This is a genomic window from Litchfieldia alkalitelluris (assembly GCF_002153425.1).
Lineage (GTDB): Bacteria > Bacillota > Bacilli > Bacillales > Salisediminibacteriaceae > Evansella > Evansella alkalicola.
In genome coordinates, this window is record NZ_KZ119600.1 from 255,497 (window position 1) to 267,232 (window position 11,736).

Annotated in this window: 12 protein-coding genes and 1 tRNA gene; 5 read left to right on the forward strand and 8 right to left on the reverse strand. The window is 36.0% G+C overall.

The features are described from left to right. Positions 1-19: 19 nt before the first annotated feature. On the forward strand, positions 20-439 hold the full coding sequence (locus BW724_RS01360) for a universal stress protein (RefSeq protein ID WP_088073319.1): 420 nt from the start codon (positions 20-22) through the stop codon (positions 437-439). Positions 440-507: 68 nt separating this feature from the next. Continuing rightward, positions 508-711: a hypothetical protein gene (locus BW724_RS01365; RefSeq protein WP_088073320.1), complete on the forward strand. Its 204-nt coding sequence runs from the start codon at positions 508-510 to the stop codon at positions 709-711. 66 nt (positions 712-777) lie between these two features. On the opposite strand, the gene BW724_RS01370 is transcribed toward BW724_RS01365, so the two are convergent. After that, complete coding sequence (locus BW724_RS01370) at positions 778-1,389, reverse strand: class I SAM-dependent methyltransferase (RefSeq protein WP_088073321.1); 612 nt, start codon at positions 1,387-1,389, stop codon at positions 778-780. A gap of 327 nt (positions 1,390-1,716) precedes the next feature. Beyond that, on the reverse strand, positions 1,717-2,157 hold the full coding sequence (locus BW724_RS01375) for a CBS domain-containing protein (protein ID WP_088073322.1): 441 nt from the start codon (positions 2,155-2,157) through the stop codon (positions 1,717-1,719). A gap of 268 nt (positions 2,158-2,425) precedes the next feature. On the opposite strand from BW724_RS01375, the gene BW724_RS01380 reads away from it, so the two are divergent. Then, the gene (locus BW724_RS01380) at positions 2,426-3,970 is read left to right on the forward strand and encodes a peptide chain release factor 3 (RefSeq protein ID WP_088073323.1); all 1,545 of its coding nucleotides are present in this window, start codon (positions 2,426-2,428) and stop codon (positions 3,968-3,970) included. 27 nt (positions 3,971-3,997) lie between these two features. Here the strand turns inward: BW724_RS01380 and BW724_RS01385 are convergent, their stop codons facing one another. After that, positions 3,998-4,639, reverse strand: coding sequence for a class I SAM-dependent methyltransferase (locus BW724_RS01385; protein ID WP_088073324.1), 642 nt, complete (start codon positions 4,637-4,639; stop codon positions 3,998-4,000). Positions 4,640-5,069: 430 nt separating this feature from the next. On the opposite strand from BW724_RS01385, the gene fba reads away from it, so the two are divergent. Beyond that, a complete protein-coding gene (fba, locus tag BW724_RS01390; protein ID WP_088073325.1) occupies positions 5,070-5,933 on the forward strand; it encodes a class II fructose-1,6-bisphosphate aldolase in 864 nt (287 codons plus the stop codon). 115 nt (positions 5,934-6,048) lie between these two features. Here the strand turns inward: fba and BW724_RS01395 are convergent. The 5 genes from BW724_RS01395 to BW724_RS01415 all read right to left on the reverse strand — a co-directional run bounded on the left by BW724_RS01395 (position 6,049) and on the right by BW724_RS01415 (position 9,423). Then, positions 6,049-6,124: transfer RNA gene (locus BW724_RS01395), tRNA-Asn, on the reverse strand. Between the two features lie 267 nt (positions 6,125-6,391). After that, positions 6,392-7,171, reverse strand: a complete 780-nt coding sequence (locus BW724_RS01400) for a CPBP family glutamic-type intramembrane protease (protein ID WP_088073326.1) — start codon at positions 7,169-7,171, stop codon at positions 6,392-6,394. A 250-nt stretch (positions 7,172-7,421) separates the two neighbouring features. Continuing rightward, positions 7,422-8,648 carry a site-specific integrase gene (locus tag BW724_RS01405; RefSeq protein ID WP_088073327.1) on the reverse strand — a complete coding sequence of 409 codons (1,227 nt, stop codon included), beginning with the start codon at positions 8,646-8,648 and terminating at the stop codon, positions 7,422-7,424. Between the two features lie 106 nt (positions 8,649-8,754). After that, entirely contained in the window at positions 8,755-8,982 is a 228-nt protein-coding gene (locus BW724_RS01410) for a helix-turn-helix domain-containing protein (RefSeq protein WP_088073328.1), read from the reverse strand. Between the two features lie 213 nt (positions 8,983-9,195). Then, positions 9,196-9,423: a helix-turn-helix domain-containing protein gene (locus BW724_RS01415; protein WP_088073329.1), complete on the reverse strand. Its 228-nt coding sequence runs from the start codon at positions 9,421-9,423 to the stop codon at positions 9,196-9,198. Between the two features lie 650 nt (positions 9,424-10,073). On the opposite strand from BW724_RS01415, the gene BW724_RS01420 reads away from it, so the two are divergent. Then, the gene (locus BW724_RS01420; RefSeq protein ID WP_088073330.1) at positions 10,074-11,735 is read left to right on the forward strand and encodes a tyrosine-type recombinase/integrase; all 1,662 of its coding nucleotides are present in this window, start codon (positions 10,074-10,076) and stop codon (positions 11,733-11,735) included. The last annotated feature ends 1 nt before the right edge of the window (position 11,736 follow it).

Below are 11,736 nucleotides of genomic sequence, written 5' to 3' on the forward strand. Positions count from 1 at the left end.
CTCAGCAGGGGGAACTAGCATGTTTACAAAACTAGTATTGGCTACCGATGGTTCCGATCATTCGCATCGTGCAGCAGACAAAGCTATTGAACTAGCAAAACTATCTGAAAAGGCAAGTATTGAAATTATCTATGTAGTGGACGGCAGTAAATCTAAATCCGATGTTTTACAATACGGAGATACAGCTGCGGCAACCAAAAAACGGGAAGAAATTTTATCCGTTTTTAAAGATAAGATTGAAGGGGAAGGGATTTCATCCAGAATTACCGTTCTTCATGGGGTACCTGCGGAAACGATTATAAAACATGTAAATGAAAATAACTATGACTGTTTGGTTTTAGGCAGTCGTGGTAGGGGTAGAGTTCAAACCATGATACTAGGTAGTGTTAGTCATAAAGTAATGAAGTACGTAAAAGCACCTGTATTAATGGTTAAATAACAGATGGTTGGGCCAACACTTATAGTGTATGGTCCAATTTTTGATTCTAAGAACAGAGGAGGGCGAGGATGGTAATAACGTTTATGCGTGAATTGACAGATGAAGAAAAGGAAAGGTTGAGAACGTATGTTGGTTTTTATCGTGGTGTCGCAAGTTTCATTGGAGATAATGTACTAGAAATAAGACCAAAAGATAAGTTTTCGGAAGAAGAGTTAATGACCACACTAGAGTCGCTTCAGATTCCCATAGAAAACGTTGATGTTACTAGTTGAACATTAACGTTTTTTCTATAGAAAAACCACGCTTCATCAAAGAATTTCGCGTGGTCTTTAGTTTACTTATTTGGTTGCAATAGCCACGCCAAGAGGATAATGCCGACTTTCCTGTGGTGGCTCGAACATAACTCCAGACTGAAAATAAAACTTCACATTAGAAAAATGATGAAATAGTCCTTTGAATTCCTCAGGTGTAAGCTGAAAATAATGAAATGGTGAGCCAGATGGATAATCTCTTCCTTCTCCAAAAGGAGTGGACAAAATTAATGTTCCATTTGATTTTAATAACGAATGCATTTGTTCAATAAAGAACTGATCATCCCTGACATGTTCAATTGTCTCAAACGAAACAATGGTGTCAAAGGTACCTAACTTACTTACGAGTTCATTGTCCATTACGTCAGCCGTTATAAAACTCATTTTCGGTCCTAAATAATGCATACTAGCATAGGCAACTGTTTTTTCGTCAATATCAGCCCCCACAACTTCGGAAATTTTATTTCTCGAATAATCTAAGAGCATCTTCGATCCATACCCAGTACCGCATGCAATATCTAGTACTCTTCCATGTGCGTACATACTAGCTAAGTAATATCGGGCACAATGCTCTAACAAAAGTCCGTTATCTGGCTTCATTAGTTCTGGGATTACCCGTTCCCCAGTATATTCCAACATATAAAATCACCGCTTAATTATTTTGTTTTTAAAATTTCACCGTTTGGTGGAAAAAAGATTTATTACGAGGTTTCGAGGATAGAGAGGAATCTTTTAAGGAAGATTGAATCCTTCCTTTACCTTTACAATTAGAACAGTCTGACAAATTTTTCGATAAGAAACTTTTCTTTACAACTTTTCCAGTTCCACTGCATGTTTTACATATTGTCCAAATGGCCATTTAATTAAATATCGCCTCCCATTTATCGGATATTTTCATTTTAACATAATAAATAGGGCCTTTGTAGTAAAACAACCGCCTTGATGAAGGCGGTTGTCAAAGCGAAATTATTGGTTACTATTATTGTTATGTGTAGGAATTGATATGTTGGAAAGGGCTTCGCCAGCTTCATTTTGAAAGATATTTTCTGTTGCTAAATCTCCAATGGAAAGCATTCCAACTAACTGATTATTCTCCACAACAGGAAGTCGTCTGATTTGTTGTTGAGCCATCATTTGGGCTGCCTCATGAACATCCATATTCACATCGGCAACAGTTAACTTCGTACTCATGCATTCGGATACTGTGGCATTTCCTTGTAAGCCATGGGCAGTTGCTCGTAAAGTAATATCACGGTCGGTAATAATCCCAGTCACTTGCCCATTTTCTACTACAGGGATGGCGCCACAATCGTGTTGCTCCATTAAAGCAGCAGCTTCCTGAATAGATTGTTGTGGTGATACAGAAACCACATTGCTACTCATTAAATTTCTTATAGATTGGTTCATATTTTATCACTCCTTTTTAACTAGAGTTTGCAGTTAAGAGGGATTTATACGAAGGAAGGAGAATGTTTTTGAGAAGGATGCTTAATAAATTCTGTTTGGTAATATAGCCGAGGTATATTTGCATATACGTTAATTTGCATTCAAAAAAACGTAACAGAAAGAGAATAAATTTGATAACATAATATTGTTGTTGCGCTGAGTATGATTTAGTGTCTTTGTTTTTGACCATAATGATTATTTAAGTATTTTTATAGAAAGGGTTATGTATATGAGTAATGAACAACCAAGACGAACCTTCGCAATTATCTCCCACCCAGATGCAGGAAAAACGACGTTAACGGAAAAATTGTTGTATCTCGGGGGTGGTATTCGAAGTGCGGGAACAGTAAAAGGAAAAAAATCAGGGAAATTTGCCACATCTGATTGGATGGAAATTGAAAAACAACGGGGGATTTCTGTAACCTCTAGTGTCATGCAGCTGATTTATAAAGATGTTCAAATAAACATTTTAGATACCCCTGGTCATGAAGACTTCAGTGAAGATACGTATCGAACCTTAACAGCTGTAGATACTGCAGTGATGGTCATTGATAGTGTGAAAGGGATTGAAGCACAAACCCTTAAGTTATTTAAAGTTTGTAGTATGCGGGGAATTCCTATTTTAACGTTCATAAATAAACTAGATCGAGAGGGGAAAGAACCGCTAGAACTATTAGCCGAAATTGAAGATGTTCTAGAGATGGAAACGTATCCAATGAACTGGCCAATTGGGATGGGGAAAACCTTACGAGGTATTTATAGTATTCCTGATAAGAAGATAGAAGTATATAATGAATCTCACGAACGGGAAATAGTTCCCTATGAGAAGCAACAGGTACTACAATCCTTTGAAAAGGAGAAATTGGAAGAGGACATCATGCTCTTAGAGGAAGCAGGTAATGAATTTACGGAAGAAAAGGTACAGAATGGCCAATTAACGCCTGTCTTTTTTGGTAGTGCTTTGTCTAGCTTTGGAGTTCAATCCTTTCTAGACAACTTTGTACAACTTGCAGCGGAACCGATGCCAAGAAAAGCATCTGGAGAATGGGTGAGTCCAAACAGTAATACATTTACTGGCTTTATTTTCAAAATTCAAGCCAATATGAATCCTAATCACCGTGACCGAATTGCCTTCCTACGTATTTGTTCTGGTAAGTTTGAAAGAGGTATGGAAGTCATGTTATCAAGAACAGGAAAGAAAATGAGGCTTAGTCAATCGCACTCCTTTTTTGCTTCAGAAAGGGAAAATGTAGATACAGCGATGCCTGGTGACATTATCGGGCTGTATGATTCAGGAGTCTTTCAAGTTGGTGATACACTAGTCAATGGCAATGAAATGCTTTCTTATGAAGAAATGCCGCAATTTCCTCCCGAAAAATTTGCCAAAATCATGGCAAAGAACGCTTTAAAGCATAAGCAATATCACAAAGGTATTTCTCAACTGGTCCAAGAAGGTACCATACAATTATATAAAACGCCATATTTTGAAGATTTCATTATTGGTGCTGTAGGAGAACTTCAATTCCAAGTGTTTGAATATCGTATGAAAAACGAGTATAACACGGATATAGAATTTCAGCATTTTAGTTATGAATTAGCCCGATGGGTAACAAAAGGTGAAGTAACAGATAAAATGCTGGATAATCGTAAAATGCTCGTGAATGACCAACAAGGACGTCCTGTTATTCTTTTCGAAAATGAATTTACTCTTCGCTTTTTCCAAGATAAATACCCTGAACTAGAACTCTCTACTGGTTGGGAATTATTAAAATAGTTAATGCATTGTTCAGAGTCTTAGTGATCAAAGGGATACTTCTAAGTCTTTTCTCGCAACAATAATACAATTTGTATTTTGATTTGCAGGACCTTTTTTTCCTTCAATAACAACACCATGTTGATAATAAAAATCGACATTATGGAAGATTAACTTTTCATGATGAAGAAAGCCTATTAGTTCGCTTTCTGTTAACGTATAAGGATGTAGAGGTTTTTCGGTGCTAACTTCCCTTGATTCCAAGGCTACTGTAAGAATTAACGTACCTCCTGGATTTAGTAACTGGAAAACAGATAACAAAAATTCTTGAGGATTTGGGAGTTGTCCAAATAAATCAAAAGAAAAGATTGTATCGAAAGTACCTAAGCTCTTAAAGCTTTCTTCGTTAGTATCTTCTATAAATTGAAACGATAATAATGGATGGTATTGTGTTTTATGAGCCTCATTAATCATCTCTTCGTTAAAATCAATACCGATTATTTCCGTTATTATCTTTTTCTTTGCTTTTGCCACTAATTTTGTACCATAACCACTTCCACATCCGATTTCTAGAACCCGCCCTTTACTCAATGGTAACGTAAAATAATAACGAGCTAAATATTCCAAAAATAGATGATTCGTTGGTTCCATTTCTTTGTTCGTTGTTTCTTCTCTAACATCTTTTAACACATTTTTTCACCGCTATCTTTCAATATTTGCCCCATTCACTTGGAACTCTACAATTAATATAACAAATGGATGAGATTAAAAACAATTGCTATAAGAAATGGCAATTCATTTCTTAAGAGATTTTGTATCAAAAACTTCTTAGAACAAAATACTATAGAGAATATTATTGTTTTTAAATATGATAGAAAACAAAAGAAAAGGGAAGGATTATTAAACAAACCAATAATGATGTACGCTTACATGAAATTTCGGGAATACGATAAGTTATGATAGGATTTTATTGTAAGATTAATTTACATTAAATACATATTAACAATCTACGAGTTTTAGGAGTTGGAATGCTGGATAGTAAAAGCTAGACAAGCTGTTATAAAATTCGTGATTGTTGAAAATAAAGTTATTTATTCATTATTAAGAGGGAGGAAGGAATATGCCATTAGTTTCCATGAAAGAAATGCTAGTAAAAGCAAAAGAAGAAGGGTATGCTGTTGGTCAATTTAACCTAAACAACCTTGAGTTTACGCAAGCAATTTTACTAGCCGCAGAGGAAGAAAAATCGCCTGTTATTTGTGGTGTGTCAGAAGGGGCAGCCCGTTATATGGGTGGTTTCAAAACAGTTGTGGGAATGGTTGAAAATCTAATGGAAGAGTACGATGTTACTGTGCCGGTAGCTATCCATCTTGACCACGGTTCAAGTTTTGAGAAGTGCGTAGAAGCAATACATGCTGGATTCACTTCCGTGATGATCGATGGTTCTCATCATCCGTTAGAGGAGAACATTGCCATCACGAAGCAGGTAGTAGCTGTAGCTCATACGTTGGGGGTTTCCGTTGAAGCGGAACTTGGACGTATCGGTGGACAAGAGGATGATTTAATCGTAGATGATGCCGAAGCTGCTTATGCTATTCCAGCTGAGTGTAAAGCACTTGTAGAAGCAACGGGTGTTGATTGTTTTGCACCAGCATTAGGATCTGTCCATGGTCCATACAAAGGGGAGCCTAACCTTGGATTTGCACGCATGAAAGAGATCGATGAGTTAGTTGGTATTCCTCTTGTATTACACGGTGGTACTGGTATTCCAACAGCAGATATTCAAAAAGCAATCCAATTTGGACATGCAAAAATAAATGTAAATACAGAAAACCAAATTGCATCTTCCAAAGCGGTTCGTGAAACTCTTGCTGATAACCCAGGTCAATATGACCCACGAAAATATTTAGGACCAGCACGGGACGCAATAAAAGCGACGGTAAAAGGAAAAATGCGTGAGTTTGGTTCATCCAACAGAGCATAAAGGAATATATTCAATACTTAACAACAACTGTCATGATGGCGGTTGTTGTTTTTTGTATGCATAAAAAAAGTATAAAATCGATTTTACGATTTTACACTTTATCATATTTTTAATATGGCTCCACAGGTAGGACTCGAACCTACGACCGATCGGTTAACAGCCGATTGCTCTACCAACTGAGCTACTGTGGAATAGTATTTAAATTCTTAATGTAATTATCTTACCAGTTCTAGTATGAGCAATCAATATTTTTTTAGACCATTAATTAAAAAATTAAAAACTACGATCTTAATGAAGTATAATTATTGTTAAATTGGAAATGCAGCACATTGTGGTGCATTTTGGTTACATTATCACGTAAATATTCGATTTTTTTAGATAGGATACGTTCCTGAGGTCCTACGGTATAACAGATAATTGTATAGTGAAATATGAAGGAGTCTCTAGAATTCGCCACATCATAATAAGAGGCTATATATAATAATCAAAGCTGGCCATGACAATGCATTAAAGCTAGCATGGCATATCCATGCGGCTAAAAAACCATACCTTATGAAACACCACCCAAATGCAAAACCTGGTAGAAAATATAAATGGAAATTAGTGATATCTGGTCCGTGGGCAAAAGCAAATATAGAAGAGGTCAATAGCAGCCAAGAAAATAAATAATATTTATTTTTTTTGAAAAAAAGTTTTTCTCTTAATTCAATTAGAAATTCGATTACTTTAAAGGGTGGCTTAGATCCACTTTTATGATGATGAGGGAGGGGGGCAACTAATTGATTAAGGAATAGGAACAATCCTCCAAAAGCTAAATATCTAAATGCAACCTCTTCAGTAAATCCTGTAAATAAAGAAACCAACAAAAACTTTCCTACAGTACTTAATTCATTAAAGTCAGTACCTTGCTTACTACCTACCCCAATTATTTCTCCACCATAATAAAGCGGAACAAACCTAGATGCATTAATGACAAAAACTAAAAAAAGTGATAAGAATATAGGATAACAGATAACCTTATACAACTCTCTTGTCAAAATAAATCGTATCAAAAAATCTTTCCGGAAAGAAGTATAAACAAATATAAAATATACCATCAATAAAAACGGAGTTACAAATGAGTTGTACATGTCTTTTGTTAAACCAAGGTTAATAAACTTATCTAACAAAGCAAGACTAAATATTAATATGAAACTAAAAAGAATGAAAATAACTATCTTTAAAATGCTTCTAACCATTACCAATACCTCTTCCTATGATTTTTTTAATACATATGTGGTAATGTACAAGCTTATGATTTATAGTTATCGATTTTACGGAAATAATAATCAAGACACGAAGAACAGTTCTCCGTGCCTTTTTGTATGCGAGTTATACAGTATTTTCTGTTGTGGTTTTCATTGTGTTTTGCCTAGCGATATATATTATTCCATCGAATTTTCAAAGTGAATGCAAATTGATACATTCTACTGTCACTTTAAGCGATTACTAAGCGCTTTCCATGAAGTTATCAAATTTGTCAGATGCTTCTTTCTTCACAGGATCTGTTACATGAAGATATATCTTCCTGGTTATTGCATCATCAAAGTGGCCTAAGCGATCTTTAATGTCCTCGAGCTCTACTCCAGCTGCCGCAAGTAGTGAAGTGTGCGTATGACGTAAGCTGTGAGGAGAAAGTTTTGTATTTAAATTGGCTAATTTAAGTAATCTTGTCATCCTATTTTCCACTAACTTTGTTAAGATAGGTAGGCCTTGATGGCTTTTAACATTTGTAAAAACAAATTCCCTATTATTGTATGAATCCCCTAATCTAGCAATGATATTTTCTTGTTCTTCCTTATGTCTTTTTAGCATTTCAATAACAAGGTTTGATACCACAATTTTTCGTTTAGATTTCTCTGTCTTAGGTAGTACTAATTCATATTTAGCGATATTGTTATATTCGTTATAGTACGTTTTGTTAATGCGGACAGTTCGCTTTGTGAAATCAATATCTTTCCATTTAAGTACAACTAACTCACCTACCCGCATACCAGTATAGGCTAACAATGTGAAGATGAGATTATCCATAAATCGTCCATCTTTTTTAGCTACATCCAAAAAGACCTTGAGTTCTTCTTTTTCAAAGTAATTTGGGAGCTCTTCATCCTGATTCTTCTCATCATCCGTTTCATTGATTACTTTCGGATCTTTTTTAATATAGGCCTTCTTTGCCGGGTCTTCTCTTATAAGTTTCTTATGGACGGCCATATCAAAAATCATTTTACCAGTTGCAAGGATGCCCTCCAGTGTACTTTTGGCCAAGTTACTAGCTTTTAAATCATTTAATGCTTCTTGGAACATTTCCTCTGAAACATTTTTTAGCTTTATGTGAGCAAGGTAGGGGAGCAATTTATTTATTCCATATTTTCGAAGCCGAATGGTTCCTGGTTTAGGACAAGTTCGGTCAATGTACATAGGCAACCATTGCTCAGCAAAGTCCTTAAATAAAATCTTTGACTCCTTGATAAAAGTACCTTGTTTCACATCAGTTATTAACGCTGCTACAGCATCTTCTGCATCTTTCCTTGTTTTAAATCCACCTTTACTCTCCTGTCTTCTTTCTCCAGTTTTCGGGTCGGGTCCAATGTCTACCCAGTATGTCCATGATTTTCCACAAGAACATTTTTTAGGGTCATCACACTTACAATTCCTTCTTTTATAATAACCTTTCATATTTATTGATTACCTCGCTTTCAAGTTTATATATTAGGATGAACTAAGGGAGGAAGAGGCTCATATAACTAGAGCCTTTTCCAATTACATTTGTTTCCATCAACCATTATGCTGATTTCTTCTCTTTTAATTGCTTAATCCACTCTATAAGATCGGCTTTTTCCACTCTTTTTGAATTACCAATTTCATAGTTGGGAATTCCACCCTGATGAACAGGAACTTTAAATAACTCGTAAACTGTTTTTCTAGCTAATCCAAGGAATTCGCTAATTTGTTGTGCTGTCAAAATATCTGGTAAAGATTCCCAAGTTGTGTGTCTTTTTGTTTCCTTCATCATAATTACCTCCTGTTGGGTCAAAAGAAAACCCCACAGATGTGATATAAGAGGCACACTCCTCCCAAGACAACAAGGTGGTGTAATACCAACCATCTTATTTCTTGGATTGGATGGGTGCTTCCTCATACCAATCTATGGGGTTTAATTTTATTTTTTCTTGTTTCCATGTTAACTAAGTTGCTATCTGTAACAGTTAAGTTAACGTGTTATTTATCTAGAATTGTTACTTTCTCTCCTATCATTCCATTGTTTAAAATCCTTTTTGTCCACCTTTATTGATGCTCCAATTTGAAAAGTAGGTATCCCCCCATAATCAACATGAATTTTAAACAACTCATAAACCCTTCTTATTGGTATCTCTAGGACTTCGCATACTTGTTTTGCTGTCAAAGTATCCGGTAGAGATTCCCAAGGGATGCGCTTTTCAGTTTTTTTCAACTTGATCACCTCCTGGTTTAATCAAAAAGAAAAACCCCACAGATATGGTAAGAAAGGCAGACTGCATCCCAAGAATAAGATCATAAGTTAATAATCTTATACTTGGATTGGCAGGTCCTTCCTAGTCCAATCTGTGGGGTTACCTATCGATTTATTTTTATTTTGAATAAAAAATTTGATTATGTAACACATCATAAAGTGAAATATAATGAACTGTCAAGAACAAAATTGCGTTTTTATGATTTTTTTTTGACAGCAATGAATCTAAGTGGAAATAGATATACTTCGTTATCACCTAATATTGTGTAGTGAAACTTTTATTTAAAAGCATGTATATTATTCTAATTCTTAACCCAAAATATTATTCTTAAAATTTTTTTACTTATGGTTGCAAAGGATATTATGGATATGATAGATTTTAATTACAAGCAATCAATAAAAAATTCTTTCAAAGCTTAGCGATAAAATTTAATAATCTATTTTATCAATAGATCTAGAGCAGAAGCACTGTCTCTATATCTGGCAGAAGTACACCATACGTGTGCCTTCTACAGATATAAGGGCAGTGCTTTTTTTTGTTGCTATAGGCTATTGAAAAAATGATTTCCGTTTTAAGTTTTGAAAAAAGAATGTGAAAGGGGGACTTATTTATGCAAGTCAAAGATCCAATGCAGCTATCTTTATTTGATTTTACTTTTGAAGAAGCGGATCAACAGAGAAGCATAGATGAGCATTTTACGGAAGGTAATTTGACTGTTTTTGAAAATGACTTTTCTGAATTAAGCGGTGCTGATATGGAAGAGAAACCATCCGTCGAGAAAGAAGGAGAGACCATCTCGGAATTTGACGGGATAAGCAGCGTAGAAGGCTTTTTGAATAAGTATATTTCTGGAACTGGAGGAGGGAACTTAAGTGCATGGTCCGGTTGTTATCTGAACAAAAATTCGCAGGAACTAGGTATAAAATCGAATATGCTTGCTCATAATGGAGATAAATTCAAGCAGAAAGAGTTGATCTCCATTATGGAAAGCTTATTTCAAACCTCTCATCAAAAGAATGTGATTCCCTTAGGAGAGAAAGGGTTAAAGCAGTGGTTTATTGACAATCTAATCAGCGAACTAGAGTCCAAGCTGATTCGTCAGTTTTTAGTAAAGCGGTCGAAGCAACTCAATTATAAGTCGTTGTTCCTCCTCATTTTACGTTTTACCGAATTTGAGTCATTGGTTAGTAAGGCAACTCGAAAAAGAACATCTGAACTTGGACGAGAAGACTTTTTAAATCTAGAACTCTATGAGGAGGTAATGACGAGTCAGTTTTATCACCAAAACTTTGCTTTATTTTACAAACAAATGAACCCCTTTACCGAATCGTCTTTAACGTATACACCCAAAGGACGGATAGAGTTGGTGCTGCCGCCGGCCGTGCAATCGTTTCTGACATATAAAAAGCAGCATGGAACTAAACCAGACCGGTTAGATAAGTATCGATTTGATCTGCATCGTTACTTACGATGGTCCTGCAATGTTCTAAATGAATTTAGTGCTTATCCCATCGAGAAAGTTCCCTTTACCTTGTTTACACAAGAACACTTAAAGACGTATAAAAACTATCTCATCAAGGGAGTCCAAAGCGGCCGGTTTGCAGAAAATGGTTCTATGAAACATTTCAAAAATATTAAAACGGTCTTTAGTACCCTCTATCATATGAGGTTTTTGAAAAACGATATTACAAGAGGCATACGGAATATTGAGGGGGATGACTATCAATCTCGTTATATGCCAACGGATGCGGAGATCGAAAAGTTCTTTACCGCCATCGAGCAATATTCCGACACACCACAACTAGATAAACTCGCCTTCGGGTTTATGCTCTATCTTGGATTTCGTTCATGTGAACTGGCGAAATTACGTTGGGAAAATATTAATTGGAGCCTTCAGGACGTAAAGTTTACAGCAAAGGGAGGAAAGGTGCACTCCTTACCGCTACCTCCACGGGTAATGGATCTCCTACAGGAGGTAGAAAAACAAGAGAGCGGGCTTGTGTTTGGAAAAAAGGAACAACCACTAAGAGCCCTCTTATCTTTAAAGTACAGAATCTTTACCTTGATTGCAGACTGGAAAGAAGCGAGTGGTCCCCATCAACTGCGGCACATTTATATTACGAGTCTGACCAAGCAAGATGTTGTACCTAAGGCACTTAAACGTTTGGCGCGGCACGAGGACCTAGCCACGACTTCCCTCTATATCCACCGGACAGAGGACGAAGTGAACGAAAAAGCACAACAGATTTCGTTTCCGTGGGAGGTGAATTAGC

Coding starts and splice junctions, on each gene's coding strand:
- BW724_RS01370 (WP_088073321.1), bottom strand. CDS start 1,389: ATGTTGGAATATACTGGGGAACGGGTAATCCCAGAACTAATGAAGCCA.
- BW724_RS01365 (WP_088073320.1), top strand. CDS start 508: ATGGTAATAACGTTTATGCGTGAATTGACAGATGAAGAAAAGGAAAGG.
- BW724_RS01375 (WP_088073322.1), bottom strand. CDS start 2,157: ATGAACCAATCTATAAGAAATTTAATGAGTAGCAATGTGGTTTCTGTA.
- BW724_RS01420 (WP_088073330.1), top strand. CDS start 10,074: ATGCAAGTCAAAGATCCAATGCAGCTATCTTTATTTGATTTTACTTTT.
- BW724_RS01360 (WP_088073319.1), top strand. CDS start 20: ATGTTTACAAAACTAGTATTGGCTACCGATGGTTCCGATCATTCGCAT.
- fba (WP_088073325.1), top strand. CDS start 5,070: ATGCCATTAGTTTCCATGAAAGAAATGCTAGTAAAAGCAAAAGAAGAA.
- BW724_RS01410 (WP_088073328.1), bottom strand. CDS start 8,982: ATGAAGGAAACAAAAAGACACACAACTTGGGAATCTTTACCAGATATT.
- BW724_RS01405 (WP_088073327.1), bottom strand. CDS start 8,648: ATGAAAGGTTATTATAAAAGAAGGAATTGTAAGTGTGATGACCCTAAA.
- BW724_RS01400 (WP_088073326.1), bottom strand. CDS start 7,171: ATGGTTAGAAGCATTTTAAAGATAGTTATTTTCATTCTTTTTAGTTTC.
- BW724_RS01380 (WP_088073323.1), top strand. CDS start 2,426: ATGAGTAATGAACAACCAAGACGAACCTTCGCAATTATCTCCCACCCA.